The sequence below is a fragment of the Stenotrophomonas sp. 17(2023) genome (assembly GCF_030345315.1).
GTDB lineage: Bacteria > Pseudomonadota > Gammaproteobacteria > Xanthomonadales > Xanthomonadaceae > Stenotrophomonas > Stenotrophomonas acidaminiphila.
This window is the reverse complement of the sequence record NZ_CP128405.1, coordinates 2,315,022-2,336,432: the sequence shown is the minus strand read 5'-3', so window position 1 is coordinate 2,336,432 and position 21,411 is coordinate 2,315,022. Positions and strand designations below refer to the sequence as shown.

The window sequence follows — 21,411 nt, the reverse complement described above, 5'->3', positions numbered from 1 at the left end:
ATGTCCGAAGAAATACTGGTGAACGTCACCCCGCGCGAAACCCGGGTGGCGGTGATCGAGAACGGCATGCTGCAGGAGCTGCACATCGAGCGCGGCTGGCGCCGCGGCGTGGTCGGCAACATCTACAAGGGCCGGGTGCAGCGGGTGATGCCGGGCATGCAGGCCGCCTTCGTCGAGGTCGGGCTGGAGCGCGCCGCGTTCCTGCACGCCAACGACGTGGTGCGGCCGGCGCCGGTGGCTGCCGACACCGAGGAGACCGCGCCGAGCCTGCCGCTGCCGTCGTCGGTGCCGATCGTCGAGTTGCTGCGCGACGGCCAGGACGTGGTGGTGCAGGTGGTCAAGGACCCGATCGGCAGCAAGGGCGCGCGGCTGACCACCCAGGTCAGCATCCCGTCGCGCTACCTGGTGCTGCTGCCGCAGTCGAAGATGGTCGGGGTGTCGGCGCGGATCGAGGACGAGGCCGAGCGCGCCCGGCTCAAGACGCTGGTCACCGAGATATCCGCCCAGCATGGCGGCTACGGCTACATCGTGCGCACCAACGCCGAAGGCCAGCCGGCCGAGGCGCTGGCCGAGGACATCTCCTACCTGTCGCGGGTATGGAACGTGGTCGAGCGGCGTGGCCGCGAGGCGCCGCCGCGCAGCATCATCTACGAGGACCTGAGCCTGCCGCTGCGTTCGGTACGCGACCTGATCCGCAAGGACGTGGAAAAGGTGAAGGTGGACTCGAAGGAGACCTTCGGCCAGTTGCAGGCCTTCGTCGCCAAGTACATGCCGGTGCTGGCCGAAAAGCTGGAGCTGTACACCGGCGACCGCCCGATCTTCGACCTGTACGGCGTGGAGGACGAGATCGGCCGCGCGCTGGACAAGCAGGTGCCGCTCAAGTCGGGCGGCTACCTGGTCATCGACCAGACCGAGGCGATGACCACCATCGACGTCAACACCGGTTCCTTCCTCGGCCAGCGCAACCTGGAAGAAACGGTGTTCCGCACCAACCTGGAGGCGGCGCAGGCGGTGGCGCGGCAGCTGCGGCTGCGCAACCTTGGCGGCATCATCATCATCGACTTCATCGACATGGTCGATCCCGAGCACCGCCGCCAGGTGCTGCGCACGCTGGAGAAATCGCTGGCGCGCGACCATGCCAAGACCACGGTCTACGATTTTTCGCCGCTGGGCCTGGTGGAGATGACCCGCAAGCGTACGGTCGAGAGCCTGGAGCGGCAGTTGTCAGAGCCCTGCCCGGAGTGCGGCGGGCGCGGCAGCATCAAGACCACCGAGACCGTCACCTACGAGATCTTCCGCGAGATCACCCGTGCCGTGCGCCAGTTCGATGCCGCGCGGCTGCTGGTGATCGCCTCGACCAAGGTAGTGGCGCGCATCACCGACGAGGAGTCGGCGGCGGTGGCCGAGCTGGAGGAGTTCCTCGGCAAGAGCATCCGCTTCCAGGCCGACGACCAGTACCTGCAGGAGCAGTTCGACGTGGTCCTGCTGTGAGCCGGGGCGCCGGCGGACCCGGGGGCGCCGGCCCGCGGCGGCGAGGGCCGCGTTCATTGCCGGTGTGGCAATGTTGCGTGCTGCCTGCCGCCGTGGCCGCCCCGGCCGCGTAGCCGGCTGCCTGCCCCTGATCCCCAGCCCCTGCGAACCCGATGTCCGTGCTGTCGCGCTACCGCCTCCGCCATCTGCGCCGCCATGCGATCTATGCGCTGGCCGTGGTGCTGGTGGTCGTGGCCGTGCTGGTGGGCAGCCTCAACCAGCTGTTGCCACTGGTCGAGCGGCACCCGGACAAGGTGGCGGCCTGGCTGAGCGAGCGTGCCGGCCAGCCGGTGGCGTTCGACCACCTGGATACCGCCTGGACCCGGCGCGGCCCGCTGCTGCGGCTCGATGGCCTGCGCGTCGGCCAGGGCGAGGGCGTGCGCATCGGCCAGGCCGAGGTGCTGGTGTCGCTGTATTCGGGCCTGCTGCCGGGCGCGCCGTTGACCGAACTGCGCCTGCGCGGGCTGGTGCTGACCCTGCAGCGGGCCGACGACGGCCGCTGGTCGGTGCGTGGCCTGCCCACCGCCGCTGATGCCGGCGATCCGATGGAGACCGTGCGCCGGCTGGGCGAGCTGCAGGTGATCGGTGGCCGCCTGCGGCTGGATGCGCCGTCGCTCGGGTTGGACACCGAATTGCCGCGCATCGACCTGCGCCTGCGCGTGGACGGCGAGCGGGTGCGTGCCGGCGCCCGCGCCTGGATCGCCCACGATGCCGCGCCGGTGACCGCGGTGCTCGATTTCCAGCGCCAGCGCGGCGACGGCACCGCCTGGATCGCGGCCGCTCCGGCCGACCTGTCGGCGTGGCGCGCGCTGCTGCACTTCGGTGGGATCAACGTGCGCCAGGGCACCGGTACGCTCCGCACCTGGGTGGCGTTTAACGACCACCGCGTGGCGTCGGTCGTCGCCGATGCCACGCTGGAAAAGCTGGAACTGGCGGGCGCCCCCTTCGCCACCGGCGGCAAGCCGCCGAGCACGGTCTTCGACAGCCTGCGGCTGCGCGCGCGCTGGCGCCAGGACGGCGACCGCTGGCGGGTGGATGCGCCGCAGTTGCGGGTCGCCACCGGGAAGGCCGGCACGCAGGTGCTCGACGGCCTGCACCTGGGCGGCGGGCGCGATTTCGCGCTACGCGGGCGGCGCATCGATGCGACCCCGCTGCTGCGGGTGGCCGCGCTCAGCGATGCGGTGGAACCGGGGCTGCGCCATTGGCTGTACCGCGCCGCGCCGGTCCTGCGCTTCGCCGACGTGGATATCGGCGGGCGGACGGGCGGGGCCATGCACGGCGCCGGGGAGCTGGAAGAAGCCGCGTTCTCCGCGGTCGATGGCAGCCCGGGGCTGAGCGGCCTGCGCGGGCGCTTCGAGGGCGATGGCCAGGCGGTGGCACTGCGGTTGCAGCCGGCCCATGCCATGCGCTTCGACTGGCCGACCGGATTCGGCGTTGCCCACACCCTGAAGCTGGATGGCCAGGCGGTGGCCTGGCGTGAGGGCGATGGCTGGCACGTGGCCACGCCGGCCATGCGCGTGCAGGGCAACGACTACGCGGCCAACGTGCGCGGTGGCCTGTGGTTCCAGGGCGACGGCACGCGGCCGTGGATCAGCCTGGCCGCGCAACTGGACGATGTGCCGATCACCGCGGCCAAGGGGTTCTGGGTGCGCTCGCACATGAGCCAGGCCTCGGTGGACTGGCTGGATGGCGCGCTGGTCGACGGGCAGCTGCGTGGCGGCGTCGGCCTGGCCGTGGGCGATCTCGACGACTGGCCGTTCGACGGCAACGACGGCCGCTTCGAGGCGGGCGGGCGCATCGACAACGGCACCCTGCGCTTCTCGCACGGCTGGCCGGCCATGAGCGGCGTGGATGCCGATATCACCTTCATCGCCAACGGCTTCGCGCTGCAGGGCAAGGGCAACCTCGCCGGGGTCAAGGTCGATGCCTTCCGCGCCGGCATCGCCGATTTCCACACATCGCTGCTGAAGGTGGACGCGCGCACGCTCGACGACAGCAGGCACCTGCTGGCGTTGCTGCGGCAGAGCCCGTTGCATGGCACATACGGCGAAACGCTCGACGCGCTCAGTGCCAGCGGCCCGGCCGCGGTCAATTTCGGCCTGTCGTTGCCGCTGCGCGAGGGCGAGGGCCAGGTCAGCGGCGACGTGGAGCTGCGCGGCGCGACCCTGGCCGACAGCCGCTGGGACCTGCGCTTCGACAATGTGCGTGGCAAGGCCGAGTATGGCAGTGGCGGCTTCCATGCGGCGGCACTGCAGGTCAGGCACCGCGAGCACGACGGCGTGCTGTCGCTCAGCGCGGGCACGCCGGTGAACGATCCGGGCAATGCGTTCGAGGCGGAGCTGACGTCTTCGCTGGCCGCCAGCGATCTGCTGGAGCGTGCGCCCGAACTGAAATGGCTGCAGCCCTATGTGCACGGCACCTCGCGCTGGACCATCGGCGTGGCCCTGCCGAAGGCGCCCGACGGCAGCCGCAGCGCGCCGCCGACCACGCTCCGCCTGCGCTCGGACCTGCAGGGCACGCGGCTGCAGTTGCCGGCGCCGCTGGACAAGCCGGCCGCCGACACCCTGCCGACCCGGGTAACGGCCAGCCTGCCGCTGGGCAGCGGGACCACCGAAGTCGCCTTCGGCCGGCGCCTGGCGCTGGCCGCGCGTACCCACAACGGCCGCACCGGCGTGCAGGTGACCCTGGGCAGCGACCGGGTCAGTCGCGAGCCTCCGGGTGACGGGCTGGTGGTGGACGGGCGCACGCCATTGCTGGACGCGCTGGAATGGATCGGCCTGGCGCGCGGGGGCGGTGACGGCGGCGATGCCGATGGCGTGGCGTTGAAGCAGGTGGACGTGCTGGCCGACCAGTTGCTGCTGGTCGGCGGCCGCTTCGAACAGACCCGGCTGCGCCTGCGCCCGGGCAAGGACGCGGTGGCGGCGCAGCTGGAAGGGCCTGCGCTGGCCGGCGACCTGCTGTTTCCCGCCGCAGATGGCGGCACCGTCAGCGGGACCCTGGCGCGGGTGCACTGGCAGGCGGCCACGGCCGCGGCCGGCGAGGCGGGCGACCGCCCCGCGGACCCGGTGGACCCGGCGAAGGTGCCGCCGCTGGCGCTGGACATCGGCGACCTGTCCTTCGGCAAGGCCGGACTGGGACAGACCACGCTGCGCACCCGGCCGCTGGCCGACGGCCTGCAGGTGTCGCAGCTGCAGTTCCGCTCGCCCAAACAGTCCATCGACGTGACCGGGCAATGGCGTGGCACCGGCGCCCAGGCCCGGACCCGGTTCGAGGCGGCCGTGCGCAGCGAGAACCTGGGCGGATTGCTGGACAACCTGGGCTATGGCGGGCAGTTGCGTGGCGGCCAGGGGCAGCTTCAGTTCAACGCCGGCTGGAATGGTGCGCCGGCGGCGTTCAATCTGGCCGCGCTGGAAGGCACGCTGGACATCGATATCCGCAACGGCCAGATCCTGGAGGTCGAGCCGGGGGCGGGACGGGTGCTGGGCCTGCTCAGCGTCGCCCAGTTGCCGCGCCGGCTGATGCTGGATTTCCGCGACTTCTTCTCCAAGGGGCTGGCGTTCAACCATGTCGAGGGCCGGGTCGCCTTCGGCGACGGCCTGGCCCGTACCGACCGCATCGGCATGCAGGGACCGGCGGCGGACATCACCATCCGCGGCCAGGCCGACCTGCGCGCGCAGCAGTTCGACCAGACCGTCGAGGTCAACCCGCGCTCGGGCAACCTGCTCGCCGTGGTCGGTGCCGTCGCCGGCGGCCCGGTGGGCGCGGCGGTGGGCGCGGCCGCCAATGCGGTGCTGGGCAAGCCACTGGGCGAGATCGGCGCCAAGACCTATCGTGTCACCGGCCCGTGGTCCGACCCGAAGGTGGAAGTGGTCGACCGCGATGCCCCGCGCCCGCCGCCGCCGGCGCTGGGCCCGGCCGGCGCCGGCCCCCCCTGACCGCTGCTGCCGCAGGCTTGCGAACCCAGCGCCTGCCCCCATCTGGAAAACCATGACCGACAACGCCCTGATGCTCGCCGAATCCCGCCTGCTGCTGCCGGCCGGGCTGGACGCCAACCGCCTCGAACGCACCTTCGGCACGCTGCTGGGCCCGGGCGTGGATTTCGGCGACCTGTACTTCCAGCATTCGCGGCGCGAGAGCTGGAGCGTGGAGGACGGCATCGTCAAGGACGGCGCCCATTCCATCGAGCAGGGCGTGGGCGTGCGCGCCATCGCCGGCGAGAAGACCGGTTTCGCCTATTCCGACGACATCCAGCCGGCGGCGCTGCTGGCGGCCGCACAGTCGGCACGGGCGATTTCGCGTGACGGCGGCACCTGCGACGCGCGCGCGCTGGCACACGACCAGGCCCGCACGCCGGCCACCCGGCAGCTGTATCCGGCACTGGATCCGGTGGACAGCCTCGGCAACGAGGCCAAGGTGGAGGTGCTCAAGCGCCTGGACCGTTACCTGCGCGCGGCCGACCCGCGCGTGCAGCAGGTGATGGTGAGCCTGTCCGGCGGCGTCGACACGGTGCTGATCGCGCGCAGCGACGGCGTGCTTGGCGCCGACGTGCGCCCGCTGGTGCGCCTGAACGTGCAGGTGATCGTCGAGCAGGACGGCCGTCGCGAGTCCGGCTACGCCGGTGGTGGCGGGCGCTACGGTTACCAGGAACTGTTCGCCGATGGCCGCCCCGAGGCCTTCGCCCGCGAAGCGCTGCGGCAGGCGCTGGTGAACCTGGAGGCGATCCCGGCGCCGGCCGGGATGATGCCGGTGGTGCTGGGGCCGGGCTGGCCCGGCGTGCTGCTGCACGAGGCGGTGGGCCATGGCCTGGAAGGCGACTTCAACCGCAAGGGCACCAGCGTCTACGCCGGCCGCATCGGCGAGCGCGTCGCCGCCCGTGGCGTGACCATCGTCGACGACGGCACCCTGGATGGCCGCCGCGGCTCGCTCACCATCGACGACGAAGGCACCCCGACCCAGTGCACGCCGCTGATCGAGGACGGCATCCTGGTCGGCTACATGCAGGACACGCTCAATGCGCGGCTGATGGGCGTGGCGCCGACCGGCAACGGCCGCCGCGAATCGTTCGCGCACCTGACCATGCCGCGCATGACCAACACCTACATGCGCGCCGGCAGCCACGACCCGCAGGAAATGATCCGCTCGGTGAAGAAGGGCCTGTATGCGGTCAACTTCGGTGGCGGCCAGGTCGACATCACCAGCGGCAAGTACGTGTTCTCCGCGACCGAGGCCTACCTGATCGAGGACGGCCGGATCACCGCCCCGGTCAAGGGCGCGACGTTGATCGGCAACGGCCCGGAAACCATGCAGAAGGTGCGCATGGTCGGCAACGATCTGGCGCTGGACGAAGGCGTGGGCATCTGCGGCAAGGACGGCCAGAGCGTGCCGGTCGGCGTCGGCCAGCCGTCGCTGCTGATCGACGGGCTTACCGTGGGCGGCACCCAGGCCTGAGCCGTGGCGCGCTGGCCACGACCACGCCCTAGCCGTTGTACATGTAGATCACGCGTTGCCGCGCCGGGTCGATGACGATCACCCCGCTGCGGCCGATGGCGTAGTAGCTGCCGGGCGTGGAAATGGCGTGCTGCACCGCGTCCCAGACCCGGGCGTCGACCGCGATGCAGAACCCACCGTCGCCATCCTCGCAATGATGGGTGACATGGCGGCGCGCGTTTTCGTCGAGCGGCGTCTCATGCCAGTGTTCATAGCGGCCGCGGGTACGCGGGTCGTCCAGGTGCAGCGGCATGTCCGGCAGCCCGCGAAGGTAGGCGATGCCGTGCTGCCGCAGCGCCTGCGCCGCACGCGGCGGCAGGTGGAAGACGCGGATGCCGGTCTCGTTGTCACCCGGCAACGCGAGCAGCGGCAGTCCCCAGCGGCGTTCCTTGCGGTACGCGATGTCATGCACGTCCAGTTGCCAGTGCACTACGGCCAGATAGGCGCTGCGCAGCTTGAGATGGACGCCCGCGGCCAGCGCCAGCGGTGGCAGCAGCAGCGCGCAGGCCAGCGCCAGCGCGAAGGTGCGTCGCGAACAGCGGCGATGGATGGCCGACAGACCGGCGATGGCGACCCAGGTGATGGCCAGCAGCGCGGCGGCCCCCATGCACAGCCAGCCGAGCACGCTGCCGAAGAACCCTGCCAGGGCCAAACGCAGCGCCAGGCCGAGGCCGGCCAGCAGCATCGCGGCCAGCAGCAGGGGCAGGGCCCATGCGCGGCGCATGTCAGGCGGCCGGTTCGTCCGTATCGTCGGCCGCGTCCCCGGCCATGTCGGCATCGGCAGCGGCGGACTGCGCCGGCAGCATCAGGTCGCGCAGTGCCTGGTAGATCTCGCGGAAGGCACGCGGCGGCTTGTTCCTGGCCTTTTCCGCCAGCGCATTGCGGACCAGGGTGCGCAGCGCCTGGCGGTCGGCGTCCGGATACTCGTCCAGCAGCTCGGCCAGGGCGGCGTCGCCTTCGGCCAGCAGGCGCTCGCGCCAGCGCTCGATGCGGTGCATCAGCGCCACAGCGCGCTTGGAGGTCTCGCTGTTGGCTTCCATCGCGTCGCGGATGGCGTCCAGGGTGGCGTCGTCCTCGCGGCGCATCTGCTTGGCCAGGAACGCCAGCTGGCGCTTGCGCGCACCGTGCGAGGTGATGCGCTTGCTGTACTCGATGTGCTCGAGCAGCTCCGCCGGGATCGGCAGGCGCGCCAGCTGCGCGGCCGTCAGTTCCACCAGCTTCTCGCCCAGCGCCAGTACTTCCAGCGCCTCGCGCCGGTTCTGGCTGCGGCTCTCGCTGAAAAATTCGCCGGTATCTTCGTCGCGTCCGCGCATTGCCTTGTTACTCGATTAAAGTTGATCCGTTGTACCCCTCTGCCACCGGGGAGAGGGGGGGATGGGCGAAGTCCCGCGATGCCGGGTGGCATGGCCCGTACCCGCATCCGGCGCTTCACGCCAGCCTCCCCCGCCGGGGGAGGAAACGGCCGGCTCCGGCCTGATTCGTTGAAAGGATAAAGCATTGAACACCATCACCACCGGAACCTTCGCCGCCGACGACAGCCTGCAACGGCTGGAGCACCTGGCCGGCATCTCGCAGCGGCTGCTGGAAAAGGCCCGCGCGCTGGGTGCCAGCCAGGCCGAAGTCAGCTGCAGCGAGGACCGCGGCCTGGACGTGAACGTACGCCTGGGCGAAGTGGAAACGGTCGAATCCACCCACGACCGCGGCATCGCCGTGACCGTGTATTTCGGCCAGCGCAAGGGCAGCGCCAGCACCGCCGACCTGCAGGAGGGCAGCCTGGAGGCGACCGTGGCCCAGGCGTGCGCCATCGCCCGCCACACCGAGGACGATGCGGCCGCGGGCCTGGCCGACGCAGCGCTGATGGCGCGCGACTTCCCCGACCTGGATACCTGGCACCCGTGGTCGCTGGACGCGCATGACGCGGTGGAACTGGCCCTGGCCTGCGAAGCGGCCGGGCGTGGTGCCGATCCGCGCATCGCCAATTCCGACGGTGCCTCGGTGGCCACCGCGCAGAGCCTGTCGGTCTACGCCAATTCGCATGGCTTCATCGGCCGCGAACGCAGCAGCCACCACTCCATCGGCTGCGCGCTGATCGCCGGGCAGGGCGACGGCATGCAGCGCGACGGCTGGTACAGCAGCGCGATCGCGCGTGCCGACCTGCAGGACCCGCAGGCCATCGGCCGCCGCGCGGCCGAGCGCACGCTGGCGCGCCTGCAGCCGCGCTCGCTGGCGACCGGGCAGGTGCCGGTGTTGTTTGCCGCGGAAGTGGCGCGCTCGCTGGTCGGGCACCTGCTGTCGGCCGTTTCCGGCGGCGCGCTGTACCGGCGCGCCAGCTTCCTGCTCGACAGTGCCGGGACGCAGTTGTTCCCGGAGTGGTTCGGCATCGACGAGCGGCCGCTGCTGCGCCGTGGCCTGCGCTCGAGCGCGTTCGATGGCGAGGGCGTGGCCACGCGCGATTCGGCGCTGGTGAGTGGCGGCGTGCTGCAGCGTTACATCCTGGGCAGCTACTCCGCGCGCCGGCTGGGCCTGCAGACCACCGCCAATGCCGGTGGCGTGCACAACCTGGCGGTTGCGGCCAATGCCGGCGACCTGCGCTCCATGCTCTCGGGTATGGGCAGTGGCCTGCTGGTGACCGAGCTGATGGGCCAGGGGGTCAACGGCGTGACCGGCGACTACTCGCGCGGCGCCAGCGGTTTCTGGGTGGAGAACGGGCAGATCGCCTGGCCGGTGGATGGCATCACCATCGCAGGCAATCTGAAACAGATGTTTGCCAGCATCGAGGCGGTAGGCAGTGACGTCGACCCGCGTTCACATATCTCGACAGGATCGATCCTTGTCGGGAGAATGACGGTCGCGGGCGACGAGTGACCTGATTGTTCGGTTGCCGCCGTTGCGGGGCGATCCGGGGGACCGCGGATGACAGCACCCCATACATTCCATAGACCAAAGGTAAAGGGAAACACCATGAGCGATTACGAGAACACCGCGGCCAACGGCGTGAATGCCGAAGAAAAGCAATGGGGCATGTTTGCGCACCTGGCCTCACTGGCCGGGATCATCATCCCCCTGGGCAATCTGCTGGGGCCGCTGATCGTGTGGCTGGTCAAGAAGGACACGATGCCGTTCGTGGCCGACCAGGGCAAGGAAGCACTGAATTTCAACATCACCGTGTTCATCGCAGCGTTCATCTCGGGCATCCTGACGCTGGTGCTGATCGGCTTCCTGCTGCTGATCGTCGTGGGTATCGCGTGGCTGGTGCTGACCGTCCTCGCAGCGCTCGCCGCGAACAAGGGCGAAGCCTACCGCTATCCGTTCACCCTGCGCCTGATCAAGTAATCCGGCGGCAGCATGCAGCAGCGAAAAGGCCCGGGATTCCCGGGCCTTTTCGTTTTTGCTCGCGTCGCGTGGTGTGTGGCGGCCGTGCGCGATGCGAGCCCGGCGGGGCATCAATGCGAGCGCCGGATCGCCAGTTCGGCCAGTGCCGACAGCGCGTCGGCGCGCGCGCCGAACGGTGCCAGCGCGTCGCGCATGTCGGCCGCCAGTGCTTCCAGCCGTGCCTTGGCGCCGTCCATGCCCAGCAGTGCCGGGAAGGTGGACTTGTCCTGCGCCGCGTCCTTGCCGGCGGTCTTGCCCAGCTGTTCGGAGCTGGCTTCGACGTCGAGGATGTCGTCGCGCACCTGGAAGGCCACGCCGAGCGCGTCGGCGAAGCCATCCAGCCGCGCCAGCTCGGCATCGCCGGCGCCGCCGCACAGCGCGCCCATGCGCACCGCGGCGCGGATCAGTGCGCCGGTCTTGAGCGCGTGCATGCGCTCCAGCCCGGACAATGGCTGCCGGCGGCCGGTAGCGTCGATGTCCAGCGCCTGCCCACCGCACATGCCGGCCGCGCCGGATGCGGTGGCCAGGGTGCGCAGACAGGCCACCGCCAGCGCCGGTGGCAGCGGGGCGTCGGCAAGCAGCTCGAAGGCGCGGGTCTGCAGCGCATCGCCGGCCAGGATCGCGGTGGCCTCGTCGAACGCGATGTGGGTGGTGGGGCGGCCGCGGCGCAGGGCGTCGTCGTCCATCGCTGGCAGGTCGTCATGCACCAGCGAATAGGCGTGGACCAGTTCGACCGCGCTGGCCGGTGCGTCGAGCAGCGCCGGGTCGGCGGCGAACAGGTGGCCGGCGGCACGCACCAGCAGCGGCCGCATGCGCTTGCCGCCGCCCAGCGCGGCGTAGCGCATGGCCTGGTGCAGGCGCTGCGGCGCGGCGTCGGGGTCGGGCAGTGCAGCGTGCAGGTGCTGTTCGGTGCGTGCGATCCAGCCGGCGAACAGGGCCTCAGTCGACATCGCCGGCCTGTTCGAACGGTTCGGATCTGTCCGGCTGTGCCGGATCGGTGAGCAGGCGCACGCGCAGTTCGGCCTGCTCCAGCGCCTGCTGGCACTGGCGGTACAGGCCGACACCGCGTTCGTAGGCGGCCAGCGACTGCTCCAGGCTCAGTTCGCCGGTTTCCATCTTCTGCACCAGCTGCTCCAGTTCTTCCAGCGACTGCTCGAAGTGGGCGACCGGCGAGGTCTCGTTGGGGGACTTCTTGGGCATGGGGGAAGTGTGAGCGGCAGGCGCTGACCGGTCAATTCGCATTGCCCGGGGGCTGCCAGTGCAACTGCGCGCCGCGGGCCTGCAGCCAGTCCCGCAGGGGGGCGGCGACGATGCCGTCGCCGGCAGCGAGCACCTGCGCGCCGTCGCACAGCAGTGGCAGGTGCGGGCGCAGCCACGGTGGGATGTCCGACGCCTGCAGGCGGTGCTTGAGCAGGTGTGAGTGAGCGCGGCCGGGCAGCCGGATGCGCTCGCCGCCCCGGCGCTGGTGGACCTGCAGCGGCGCGTCGAAGCCGGGTGTGCCGCGCAGCGCCAGCACGCCGCCGTCGGGCAGTGCCAGCGGCGCGCGGCCGTCCCAGTCCGCCTGCCAGCCAGGCGGCCACGGCGGGGTGTCGGCGACCGCATGCAGGCGGTCGCGCCAGCGCACGATGCGGGCCTGTTGCCAACGGAACTCGGCCTGCCGGTCATGGCCGGCGACGAGCAGGTCGTGGCGGATGCGGTCCACGCCATGCCCCGGCAGCGGCGGCAGCCCGCGCTGCCGCGCCCACAGGCGCAGCACGCGCGCGCATGCCGGCGCCGGCAACGCCGCCAGCGCGGCGACCGACAACGCGCCGGCAGCGTCGCTGCAGCCGGGCAGCCACTGCGCGTCCTGGGCCTGCAGCAGCGTTGCGGCTTCGCCGACCAGTGCGGCGCTGCGCGCGAACTGCGCCGCGGCGTCGGGCCAGCGCGTGGCCAGCAACGGCATCAGCGTGTTGCGCAGGAAGTTGCGGTCGAACGCGTCCTGCTCGTTGCTCGGGTCCTCGATCCAGTGCAGGTGGTGCCGGCGGGCATGGGCTTCGAGCGCCGCGCGCGGGATGTGCAGCAGCGGCCGCCACAGCTGGCCGGCGCCGAAATCGCGCAGTTCGCGCATCGCCGCCAGGCCCTCCACGCCGGAGCCGCGCAGGGCGCGCAGCAGGAAGGTCTCGGCCTGGTCGTCGCGATGATGCGCCAGCGCCAGGCGCTCGCCGGGCTGCAGGACAGCGGCGAACGCCGCATGGCGGGCGCGGCGCGCGGCCGCCTCGAGGCCGTCGCCGGCGGTCGTGTCCACCTGCACGCGCACCACCTGCAGCGGCACCTGCCATTGCCCGCAGACATGCTCGCAGTGCGCGGCCCAGGCGTCGGCGGCGGGCTGCAGCCCGTGGTGCACGTGCACCGCGCTCAGGCCGCGTGCACGCGCCGCCGGGGCATGCGCGAGAAGGTGCAGCAGCACGGTCGAATCCAGGCCGCCGCTGAAACCGACCAGCACCGGCGTGGTGGCGTCCGGCAGCGGTGGCAGGCGCGATTCCATCGACGCCATTGTAGGCGGGGCGTCAGCCGCGCAGGGACCGGCGGGCGCGGTGCGTCATCGCCGGCGGGCGCATGGGGCAGGTAGTGGCGATGACGCGCGGGTGGCGTCGCCATGGGCACCGGTGCAGGCTGCCCGGGGACCTGCCCGCCGTGCCAGCGCGGCCCGGGCAGACGCCATCCATCGCGCTGACCGACAGGTCAGCCCAGGGGGAGCGGGGAAGGCGGCAGCGGCGGCCGTGGTGGCGGCCGCCGCCGCGCCGGGTCACGGTGCCTTGCGTTCGAACTTCGCCGGCTGCGGCAGCTCCACCGGCACGCCCTGCGCGTCGCAGGTGCCCTGCGCGCACAGGCGCTCGCGCAGGCGCGGGGTGGCCTGCACGATCAGGTGGTAGATGGTGTTCTGCTCCAGCGTGCCGCGTACCGCGGTGCTGCCCGGGCCGCGTGCCCAGATGCCGACGTCCTCGCCACCGTGCGATTCGGCCTTGGCCGGGACCAGCGCTTCCTGCATGTAGTCCGGGTGCTCGGTGTCGACATGGGTCAGGTCGGGACGGCCGCGGGCCGGCTCGTAGCTGCTGGGGACGTGCGGGAAGGTCTTTGGACCGGCCGGCTGGCGGTTGCTGGCGCCGGTGTAGCCCGGGCCGTTGGCGTAGCTGAGCGTGGTGTAGGGCAGGCCGGTGGCGTCGCGTGCCAGTTCCAGCCCGCCGGCGCCGTCTTCGCCGCCCTTGTCCTTGACCTTGCCCAGGATCGGGTTGCCGCGCGCCGGGTAGCCGACGAAGTTGAGCGTGTGTGAGTGGTCGGCGGTGACGATGATCAGGGTGTCCTCGGCCGAGGTCGCCTCGACCGCCGCACGCACCGCATCGGACAGGGCGATGGTGTCGCCCAGTGCGCGCGCGGCGTTGCCGCTGTGGTTGGCGTGGTCGATGCGCGCGCCTTCCACCATCAGCACGTAGCCTTCCGGATGCCGCGACAGATTGGCGATGGCGGCGCGGGTCAGCTCGGCCAGCGACGGTTCGCCGGCCGGGTCACGGGCGCGGTCGTGCTCGTACTGCATGTGGTCCGGCTCGAACAGGCCCAGCAGCGCCGGGGCGTCGGCCGCGGCCTTGAGCTGCGCGGCGTTCCACACGTAGGCGCCCTGCGGGTGCGCGGCCTGCCACTCGGCCACCAGGTTGCGGCCGTCCAGGCGCAGGCCGACCTTGTCGGCGTATTCCGGGTCCTGCTCGTTGACGGTGGTGTACTGGGCGCGGCCGCCCCCCAGGGCGACCAGCGGGCCGCGGCCGTAGCGCGAGGTCGCCAGCAACTGCTGGGCGATGTCCACGCAGCCGGCGGCGCGGGCCGCTTCCGGCACGTCGGTGTCGTTCTCCCAGTTGCGGTCCGGCGAATGCGCGTAGGTCGCCGCCGGGGTGGCATGGGTCAGGCGCGCGGTGGAGACCATGCCGGTGGCCATGCCGGCGCTGTCGGCCAGCTGCAGCCAGGTCAGGGCATGCTTGCCCAGGCTGTCGGCGCAGTCGCTGCGGCGGCCGGCACTGACGCCGATCGCGCCCATGTGGGTCTTCACGCCGGTGGTGATGGCGGTCATGGTGCCGGCCGAGTCCGGCGTCTGCGAATCGGTGTTGTAGGTCTTGCTGAAGGCGGTGGCCGGGAAACGCTCCCAGGACAGCAGGTTCTCCTCGCCCGGGTTGCCATGGCGCTGGCCTTCGAGGATGCGCGCGGCGGCCACGGTGGTCAGGCTCATGCCGTCGCCCAGGAACAGGATCACGTTCTTCGCCTTGCCGGCCATCGCGCCGTTGCCGGCGGCCTGTGCCGCACCGGCGCGGTACCACCATTGCGGCGTCTCGCCCTGTGGGTGGCTGGCGGCCGGCACCTCGACGGCGAAGGCCTGCGGCGCCCTGGGCGCGGCGGTGCTGGCGCAGGCGCCGAGCAGCAGGGTGGACAGGGCGGCGAGCAGGGGTGTGGCGTTGCGCATGCGATCGACCATGAATCCGGGACAGGCGGCCATTATGACAATCCTGAAAAGGCATGCCGATGACACGCAGCTTTTCCGCCCGGGGATCGTGCCGCCAACGGGCTTGCGCTATCGTGCCGGTCCCTGAGAATTTCCCGGAACACCCTATGAAGCTGGTTTCTGCCTGGTTGCGGATTCCGTTCTGGCAGCGCGTGGCGGGCGGCTTCGTGCTCGGCGCGCTGGCCGGCTGGGTGCTGGGCCCGGCCGCCGAGGTCTGGTTCGGCCCGCTGGGCGAGCTGTACGTCACCCTGATCAAGATGATCGCCGTGCCGCTGGTGTTCTTCGCCGTGATCAGCGCCATCGGCTCGCTGCACGGGCAGAAATCGGTGGTGGCGCTGGGCGGGCGCACCTTCCTGTGGTTCATCATCACCGCCGCGCTGGCGGTATGCGTCGGCCTGGGCGTGGGCACGGTGATGCAGCCGGGCACCGGCGGCCTGAGCCTGGCCATGGACAGCGCCTATACCCCGCGCGACGTGCCTTCGGTGGCCAAGGTGCTGATGGACGTGGTGCCGTCCAACGTGTTCTACGCCCTGTCCGGCATCGGCACCCGGATCAATGCCGCCGGCGAGACCGTGCTGGCCGCCGGGCGCGGTTCGATCCTGCCGGTGATCTTCTTCGCCGGCCTGGTCGGCTTTGCCATGGTCAAGCTCGGCGACAAAGTGGGCGAGGCACGCAGGCTCACCGGGCAGATGAGCGAGATCATGATCCAGGTCACGCGCTTCGTGCTGGAAATGACCCCGCTGGGCACCTTCGGCCTGATCGCCGGCCTGGTCGGCAGCTATGGCTTCGAGAAGCTGCTGCCGCTGGGTAATTTCGTGCTGGCGCTGTACGTGGCCTGCGCGCTGCACATCGTGGTGGTCTACAGCGGCCTGCTGCTGGCGCACGGGCTGAACCCGATCAAGTTCTTCCGCGGCGCCGCGCCGGGCATGCAGGTGGCGTTCGTGGCCTCGTCCAGCTTCGCGGCGATGCCGGCGGCGATCCGCTCGATCACCGCCAACCTGGGCGTCAACAAGGACTACGCGTCGTTCGCGGTGCCGCTGGGCGCCAGCATCAAGATGGATGGCTGCGGGGCGATCTATCCGGCGCTGTGCGCGGTGTTCATCGCCCAGTACACCGGCGTGCCGCTGACCCCGGAGCAATACGTGGTGGTGCTGATCGCATCGGTGCTTGGCAGCTTCGGCACCGCCGGCGTGCCGGGTACGGCGGTGGTCATGGCCACCGTGGTGCTGAGCGCGGCCAACCTGCCGCTGGAGACCATCGGCTACCTGTATGCCATCGACCGCGTGCTGGACATGATGCGCACCATGACCAACGTCACCGGACAGATGGTGGTGCCGGTGATCGTGGCCAAGGAGACCGGGCTGCTCGACCGCCAGGTCTACGACGCCCCGGTGCGTCCCGGCGTCGGCGTGGACTGACCGCCCGTCACCAGCGCGGGATCGCCGGCGGATATCCGCGCGACGCGGGTGCATCATGGGGGCGGCGGCCGTCCGGCCTGCCTGCCCATGACAACGAAAGGAGTCGCTCCATGATGCTGCAACGAATGCTCCTGCTGGCCGGCTGTGTGCTGGCCGGCACGGCGGCTGCCGCCACTGCCGACCAGTGGCGGGTGCCGGTGGCGGTCGAGAAACTCGACAACGGCCTGACCGTGGTGGTGTCCGAGGACCACAGCGCGCCGGTGGTCGGGATCAGCGTGGTCTACCGCGTCGGCATGCGCCTGGAACCGCGCAACCGTACCGGCTTCGCGCACCTGTTCGAGCACCTGATGTTCCAGGGCACGCCGCAGGCGCGCAAGGGCGTGTTCGACAGCGTGATCACCGGCGGCGGCGGACGCAACAACGGCTCCACCCGCGCCGACTTCACCAACTACATCGAAACCGCGCCGGTCTCTGCGCTGGAACCGATGCTGTGGCTGGAAGCGGACCGGATGCGCACGCTGGACTTCAACCCGGAAACGCTGAAGAACCAGCAGGACGTGGTCAAGGAGGAAATCCGCAACAACGTCCAGAACCAGCCCTACGGCGGCTTCATGTGGATCGACATCGGCCAGCACGCGTTCTCCAAGTGGGAGAACAACCATGACGGCTACGGCAGCTTCCACGACCTGGAGAACGCCAGCCTCGACGATGTCCGCGCCTTCCATCGCGATTACTACGGTCCCAACAACGCGGTGCTGGCCATTGCCGGCGACGTCACCCCGGCGCAGGGCTTCGCCCTGGCCAGGCGCTACTTCGGTGACATCCCGGCGCGGCCGACGCCGCCACGCCCGGATTACCGGGAAGGGCTGAATACCCGCGAGGTCCGCCTGCAGCAGTCCGACGCGCTGGCGCAGGTGCCGGCGCTGGCAGTGGGCTGGAAGATGCCCGACCGCGGCAGCCGCGACCAGGCGCCGATGGCGGTGCTGGGCGCGCTGCTGGCCAACGGCGAGGCATCGCGCCTGCATCAGGGGCTGGTCAAGGAACGCCAGCTGGCGCTGAACGTCGATTCGCTCTACGGCCTGACCAGTGCCTGGGAGTACGACGGTCCCACCTTGTTCGTGGTGTTCGCGATGTACAAGCCCGACCACGACGCCGATGCGGTGCTGTCCGGGATCGACGCCGAGATCGCCCGGGTCGCCAGCGAAGGCGTGGACGCGGCCACCCTGGCGCGGGTCAAGACCCAACTGCTGGCGCAGTGGTACGACGGGCTGGAGATGTTCCTGGACCGCGCCGACGCGCTGGCCAAGCTGCAGGCGCTGTGGGGCGATGCCCAGGTGGTCAACCGGATCCCGGGATGGATCGAGGCGGTGGACGCCGCCGACGTACAGCGCGCCGCGCGCACCTACCTGACCACCGCCAACCGTACCGTCATCGACCGCAAGCCGGCGGCGATGCTGGCCCCCGCCGAGCAGAAGTGAGGACACCGCCATGATCAAGCCGATACCCTGCCTGCTCGCGATGGGCCTGGCCCTGTCGCTCGCTTCGACCGGCGCGGAGGCCACCCCCGCGGCGCTGCCCGCCGGCCTGCCGGACTATGCCGCCGACAAACCGCTGCCGGTGCCCGAGATTTCGCGCAGGACCCTGGCCAACGGCCTGGAAGTGTGGGTCGTGCCGCGCCAGGGCTTGCCGCGCGTGGACTACGTGCTGGCCATGCGTGGTGCAGGGCTGGCCGCCGATGCCGCCGCCACGCCCGGCTTCGCCACCGTGCTGGCGCGGCTGCTGAGCGCCGGCACCCAGACGCACGACGCACGCCAGATCGCCGAGCTGGCCCAGGGCATGGGCGGCAGCCTCAGTGCCGCCGCCAGCGTCGACGGCCTGCTGCTCAGCGGCTCGGCACTGGCCTCGCAGGCCAAGCCGATGCTGGCGCTGCTCGCCGAAGTCGCACGCACCCCGGCCTTCGCCGACAACGAAGTGGAACTGGCCCGGGCCAATGCCGCCCAGGAGCTGAAGGCGGCCGAGGCGCAGCCGGGCTTCCGTGCCTCGCGCGCGCTGTTGCAGGCGGTCTACGGCGACCACCCGTATGCGCGCAGGCAGCTCGACCACGCCACCTTGCCGGCCCTGACCCCGGCCGCACTGAAGCGCGAACACGTGCGCCGCTTCCATCCCGGGCATGGCCTGCTGGTGATCACCGGCAGGATCGATGCCGCCACCGCGTTCGCCGAGGCCGAACGGGCGTTCGGCGACTGGCGGGGACAGGGCGAGGCGGTCGCCGACACGGCACCGGCTCCGCGGCAGGTGCCGGTGCAGCGCACCCTATTGCCGCGACCCGGCAGCGTGCAGTCGACATTCCGGATCGGGCGCCCGGCCATCGCCGCCACCGATCCGGACTACGTGCCGCTGCAACTGGCCAGCACCGTGCTGGGCAGTGGCATCAGCAGCCGTCTCAACCAGAACCTGCGCGAGGAAAAGGGCTACACCTACGGTGCCGGCGCGGGTCTGGCGGCGCTGCGCGCCGGTGGCAACCTGGTGGCGTCGGCCGACGTGCGCAACGAGGTCACCGGTGCGTCCCTGCACGAGTTCATGAAGGAGTTCGACCGGCTGGGCAAGGAGCCGGTACCGGCCACCGAACTGGAGTCGACCAAGCGCTATGTCGCCGGCGGCTACCTGATCAGCAACCAGTTGCAGGCCGCGGTGGCCGGCACCCTGGCCAGCAACTGGCTCGCGGGGCTGCCGCCGGAGTTCCTGGGCCAGTACGTGGGCAGGATCCGTGCGGTGGACGCGGCGGCACTGCAGGCGGTGGCCGCGCGTTATTACGCACCGGACACGCTATCGGTGATCGTGGTCGGTGACCGCGACGCGGTCGCACCGCAGTTGGAGCCGTTCGGCCCGTTCGGCGTCGAGCAACGCTGAGGCACCCCCATCCGGGCCGGAGCGACTCCGGCCCGGATGCACGGCAGCCAGGGGGCCGGCATCGCCCGTGGACAGGCATGAAAAAAGCCGCGGCGGGGCCGCGGCTTTGCAGGAGGCAGGGCGGGGCGCCGGTTACAGGTCCAGGCGGCGCGCCTGCATGAACTTGTCGCCCCAGTATCCGCTGAGCAGGGTGTCGGTACGCACGTCCTTGCCGGTGCTGGGCGCGTGCAGGAAGCGGCCTTCGCCGACGTAGATGCCGACATGGTCGACGCGGCCCCTGCGGCCGAAGAACACCAGGTCGCCGGCGACCAGGGCCGAACGGTCCTTGATCAGCTCGTTGCTGGCCTGGCTGGCCATCTCGCGCGACACCCGCGGCAGCTCGATGCCCAGCGCGGTGCGGAACACGTAACCGACCAGGCCGCTGCAGTCGAAACCGGCGTCCGGCGAGGTGCCGCCCCAGCGGTACGGGGTGCCCAGCAGGGTCATGGCGCGGCGCAGGATCGACTGCACCTTGCCGTCGCTGTCGTTGGCCAGCGCCGAGTCGGTGGCGCCGGCCACGCTCTTGGACGCGTCATAGGCCGAGAGCAGGCGGCCGAGGTCGCCGGCGAACATGGCCGAGCGGTCCATCAGCGGAATGGTGTCGTTGGCGGCCAGGTGCGGGAGCAGGGCGGCCAGGGTAGCGGTAGCGGCGGCGTCGGCCTTGCTGCGCTGGGTGTCGGGCTTGGACGCGGCCGGCCGGGCGGCGGGCTCGGCTTCGGTGGCGCTCTGGGCGAACGCCGGCACGGCGGTGATGGCCAAGGCCGCGGCGCACAGCAGCCGGCGGAAGGCGGGAATTCGGTGACCGGGTTGACCCGGATGGGACGGATTTTCGTTCGTCACGCGGCAGTCACGGAAAAAATCGATGGGCGATCATGCCCTGTGAAAGGTGGGCATAGGTACAAATTTCGTTAAATTTTCATTATTTCCTATGACTTTTTTCACACTTCAGCGCAGCACGCGCTTGGCGCCGGTGTAGTGGTCCCGCCAGTAGGGGCCGTCCAGGTGATCCAGCCGGACCGTGCCGCCGGTGCTCGGCGCGTGCACGAAACGACCCTCGCTGACGTAGATGCCGACATGCCAGACGTTGCCCTTGTCACCGAAGAACACCAGGTCGCCGGCGGCCAGCTGGCGCGGTGCGATGCGGGGCCCCTGCAGGGCGGCCAGCTCGCGCGAGGTGCGCGGCAGGTTCAGCGCCAGCATGTCGCGGTAGACGTAGTTGACCAGCCCGCTGCAGTCGAACCCGGACTCGGGCGTGTTGCCGCCGTAGCGGTAAGGGGTGCCGACCAGCCCCAGCGCCCGCATCAGCACCGAGGCGGCGGCGGCCGGATCGGCCGGGGTCACCTGCGGCCAGGCATGGGCGGCCGGGGGCGGGGCGGGGTGTCTGGCGGGCGCATGGCCGCAGGCGGCGAGGACCGTGGCCACGGCGAACAGGGCTGGCAGCCGCCAGTGGCGGTACCGGAAAACTGGCGTGATGTGCATGGAGCCCGGATAATGCGCCACCTCAAGACGGCTGCCATGATGGCCGCCTCCCCGTCGGCCGGCAAGGCCGCCCCAACGTCTGCCAGCGGGCAGCCACTGAAGAGTTGCGCATGAAGATCGAAAAAGACCGCGTCGTCCGTTTCCACTACACCGTGTCCGAAGTCGGCCAGGAGCCGATCGAAAGTTCCCGCGAGCGTGGTGAGCCGCTGGCGATCCTGATCGGCCACGGCAACATCATCCCGGGCCTGGAGACGGCGATGATGGACAAGGAAGCCGGCGAGAGCTTCGGCGTTGACGTGAAGTCGGCCGACGCCTACGGCGAGCGCCGCGAGGGCCTGAGCCAGCGCGTGCCGAAGAAGCACTTCGGCAACACCCGCCTGGTGCCGGGCCAGCAGGTGATCCTGCAGACCAACTTCGGCCCGCGCGCGGTCACCGTCGAAAAGGTCGGCATGACCGTGGTCGACGTCGACCTGAACCACCCGATGGCCGGCAAGGACCTGCACTTCGACGTGGAGATCGTGGAAGTCCGCGAGGCCAACGAAGAAGAAGTGCAGCACGGCCACGTGCACGGCGACGGTGGCCACCACCACTGATTGCCCGACCGGCGATCTCGCAGCGAACGGCCCGCCCTGTGCGGGCCGTTTCGTTTCCGGC

The 21,411-nt window shown here is 70.9% G+C and carries 16 protein-coding genes and 1 pseudogene; 9 read left to right on the top strand and 8 right to left on the bottom strand.

All coding sequences use genetic code 11. The features are described 5' to 3' along the window. From rng to tldD, 3 genes are all read left to right on the top strand, one after another. Positions 1–1,491 (top strand): ribonuclease G, encoded by a 1,491-nt coding sequence (gene rng / locus QQA12_RS10510; protein ID WP_054666701.1) that lies wholly within the window; start codon positions 1–3, stop codon positions 1,489–1,491. Between the two features lie 152 nt (positions 1,492–1,643). Then, a complete protein-coding gene (locus tag QQA12_RS10505; protein WP_226049260.1) occupies positions 1,644–5,465 on the top strand; it encodes a YhdP family protein in 3,822 nt (1,273 codons plus the stop codon). A gap of 52 nt (positions 5,466–5,517) precedes the next feature. After that, positions 5,518–6,978, top strand: a complete 1,461-nt coding sequence (gene tldD / locus QQA12_RS10500) for a metalloprotease TldD (RefSeq protein ID WP_226049259.1) — start codon at positions 5,518–5,520, stop codon at positions 6,976–6,978. 28 nt (positions 6,979–7,006) lie between these two features. Here tldD and QQA12_RS10495 read toward each other — a convergent pair whose 3' ends face one another. Beyond that, positions 7,007–7,741: a hypothetical protein gene (locus tag QQA12_RS10495; RefSeq protein ID WP_226049258.1), complete on the bottom strand. Its 735-nt coding sequence runs from the start codon at positions 7,739–7,741 to the stop codon at positions 7,007–7,009. A gap of 1 nt (position 7,742) precedes the next feature. After that, on the bottom strand, positions 7,743–8,330 hold the full coding sequence (gene yjgA, locus QQA12_RS10490; RefSeq protein WP_226049257.1) for a ribosome biogenesis factor YjgA: 588 nt from the start codon (positions 8,328–8,330) through the stop codon (positions 7,743–7,745). Positions 8,331–8,514: 184 nt separating this feature from the next. On the opposite strand from yjgA, the gene pmbA reads away from it, so the two are divergent. Continuing rightward, positions 8,515–9,882 carry a metalloprotease PmbA gene (gene pmbA, locus QQA12_RS10485; protein ID WP_226049256.1) on the top strand — a complete coding sequence of 456 codons (1,368 nt, stop codon included), beginning with the start codon at positions 8,515–8,517 and terminating at the stop codon, positions 9,880–9,882. Positions 9,883–10,038: 156 nt separating this feature from the next. Then, on the top strand, positions 10,039–10,350 hold the full coding sequence (locus QQA12_RS10480; RefSeq protein WP_152985165.1) for a DUF4870 domain-containing protein: 312 nt from the start codon (positions 10,039–10,041) through the stop codon (positions 10,348–10,350). A gap of 110 nt (positions 10,351–10,460) precedes the next feature. Here the strand turns inward: QQA12_RS10480 and QQA12_RS10475 are convergent, their stop codons facing one another. The 4 genes from QQA12_RS10475 to QQA12_RS10460 all read right to left on the bottom strand — a co-directional run bounded on the left by QQA12_RS10475 (position 10,461) and on the right by QQA12_RS10460 (position 14,872). After that, a complete protein-coding gene (locus tag QQA12_RS10475) occupies positions 10,461–11,339 on the bottom strand; it encodes a farnesyl diphosphate synthase (RefSeq protein ID WP_054666690.1) in 879 nt (292 codons plus the stop codon). After that, complete coding sequence (locus QQA12_RS10470; RefSeq protein WP_054666688.1) at positions 11,329–11,589, bottom strand: exodeoxyribonuclease VII small subunit; 261 nt, start codon at positions 11,587–11,589, stop codon at positions 11,329–11,331. Before QQA12_RS10470 ends, QQA12_RS10475 begins: the two co-directional genes overlap by 11 nt. A gap of 31 nt (positions 11,590–11,620) precedes the next feature. Further along, the gene (gene tilS, locus QQA12_RS10465) at positions 11,621–12,913 is read right to left on the bottom strand and encodes a tRNA lysidine(34) synthetase TilS (RefSeq protein ID WP_226049255.1); all 1,293 of its coding nucleotides are present in this window, start codon (positions 12,911–12,913) and stop codon (positions 11,621–11,623) included. Positions 12,914–13,174: 261 nt separating this feature from the next. Next, positions 13,175–14,872, bottom strand: a complete 1,698-nt coding sequence (locus QQA12_RS10460) for an alkaline phosphatase (protein ID WP_226049931.1) — start codon at positions 14,870–14,872, stop codon at positions 13,175–13,177. A 146-nt stretch (positions 14,873–15,018) separates the two neighbouring features. Here QQA12_RS10460 and QQA12_RS10455 point away from each other — a divergent pair, with 146 nt between their 5' ends. The 3 genes from QQA12_RS10455 (at position 15,019) to QQA12_RS10445 (ending at position 19,239) form a co-directional block, all read left to right on the top strand. Further along, positions 15,019–16,329 (top strand): dicarboxylate/amino acid:cation symporter, encoded by a 1,311-nt coding sequence (locus QQA12_RS10455; RefSeq protein ID WP_054666683.1) that lies wholly within the window; start codon positions 15,019–15,021, stop codon positions 16,327–16,329. 110 nt (positions 16,330–16,439) lie between these two features. Further along, positions 16,440–17,807 carry a pitrilysin family protein gene (locus QQA12_RS10450; RefSeq protein WP_054666681.1) on the top strand — a complete coding sequence of 456 codons (1,368 nt, stop codon included), beginning with the start codon at positions 16,440–16,442 and terminating at the stop codon, positions 17,805–17,807. Between the two features lie 10 nt (positions 17,808–17,817). Then, positions 17,818–19,239: a pitrilysin family protein gene (locus tag QQA12_RS10445; RefSeq protein ID WP_226049254.1), complete on the top strand. Its 1,422-nt coding sequence runs from the start codon at positions 17,818–17,820 to the stop codon at positions 19,237–19,239. Positions 19,240–19,371: 132 nt separating this feature from the next. On the opposite strand, the gene QQA12_RS10440 is transcribed toward QQA12_RS10445, so the two are convergent. Both QQA12_RS10440 and QQA12_RS10435 read right to left on the bottom strand, forming a co-directional pair. Further along, the gene (locus QQA12_RS10440; protein WP_226049253.1) at positions 19,372–20,118 is read right to left on the bottom strand and encodes a C40 family peptidase; all 747 of its coding nucleotides are present in this window, start codon (positions 20,116–20,118) and stop codon (positions 19,372–19,374) included. Between the two features lie 105 nt (positions 20,119–20,223). Beyond that, positions 20,224–20,822: pseudogene (locus QQA12_RS10435) on the bottom strand (C40 family peptidase). A 45-nt stretch (positions 20,823–20,867) separates the two neighbouring features. Between QQA12_RS10435 and QQA12_RS10430 the strand changes: the two are divergent. Continuing rightward, positions 20,868–21,350, top strand: coding sequence for a peptidylprolyl isomerase (locus tag QQA12_RS10430; protein WP_054666677.1), 483 nt, complete (start codon positions 20,868–20,870; stop codon positions 21,348–21,350). Positions 21,351–21,411 lie beyond the last annotated feature (61 nt).

What these genes read in the sequence shown, in the direction of transcription:
- tilS (WP_226049255.1), bottom strand. Translation starts at nt 12,913, where the DNA reads ATGGAATCGCGCCTGCCACCGCTGCCGGACGCCACCACGCCGGTGCTG.
- QQA12_RS10495 (WP_226049258.1), bottom strand. Translation starts at nt 7,741, where the DNA reads ATGCGCCGCGCATGGGCCCTGCCCCTGCTGCTGGCCGCGATGCTGCTG.
- yjgA (WP_226049257.1), bottom strand. Translation starts at nt 8,330, where the DNA reads ATGCGCGGACGCGACGAAGATACCGGCGAATTTTTCAGCGAGAGCCGC.
- QQA12_RS10475 (WP_054666690.1), bottom strand. Translation starts at nt 11,339, where the DNA reads ATGTCGACTGAGGCCCTGTTCGCCGGCTGGATCGCACGCACCGAACAG.
- QQA12_RS10450 (WP_054666681.1), top strand. Translation starts at nt 16,440, where the DNA reads ATGATGCTGCAACGAATGCTCCTGCTGGCCGGCTGTGTGCTGGCCGGC.
- QQA12_RS10460 (WP_226049931.1), bottom strand. Translation starts at nt 14,872, where the DNA reads ATGCGCAACGCCACACCCCTGCTCGCCGCCCTGTCCACCCTGCTGCTC.
- QQA12_RS10445 (WP_226049254.1), top strand. Translation starts at nt 17,818, where the DNA reads ATGATCAAGCCGATACCCTGCCTGCTCGCGATGGGCCTGGCCCTGTCG.
- QQA12_RS10455 (WP_054666683.1), top strand. Translation starts at nt 15,019, where the DNA reads ATGAAGCTGGTTTCTGCCTGGTTGCGGATTCCGTTCTGGCAGCGCGTG.
- rng (WP_054666701.1), top strand. Translation starts at nt 1, where the DNA reads ATGTCCGAAGAAATACTGGTGAACGTCACCCCGCGCGAAACCCGGGTG.
- QQA12_RS10430 (WP_054666677.1), top strand. Translation starts at nt 20,868, where the DNA reads ATGAAGATCGAAAAAGACCGCGTCGTCCGTTTCCACTACACCGTGTCC.
- QQA12_RS10505 (WP_226049260.1), top strand. Translation starts at nt 1,644, where the DNA reads ATGTCCGTGCTGTCGCGCTACCGCCTCCGCCATCTGCGCCGCCATGCG.
- tldD (WP_226049259.1), top strand. Translation starts at nt 5,518, where the DNA reads ATGACCGACAACGCCCTGATGCTCGCCGAATCCCGCCTGCTGCTGCCG.
- QQA12_RS10480 (WP_152985165.1), top strand. Translation starts at nt 10,039, where the DNA reads ATGTTTGCGCACCTGGCCTCACTGGCCGGGATCATCATCCCCCTGGGC.
- QQA12_RS10470 (WP_054666688.1), bottom strand. Translation starts at nt 11,589, where the DNA reads ATGCCCAAGAAGTCCCCCAACGAGACCTCGCCGGTCGCCCACTTCGAG.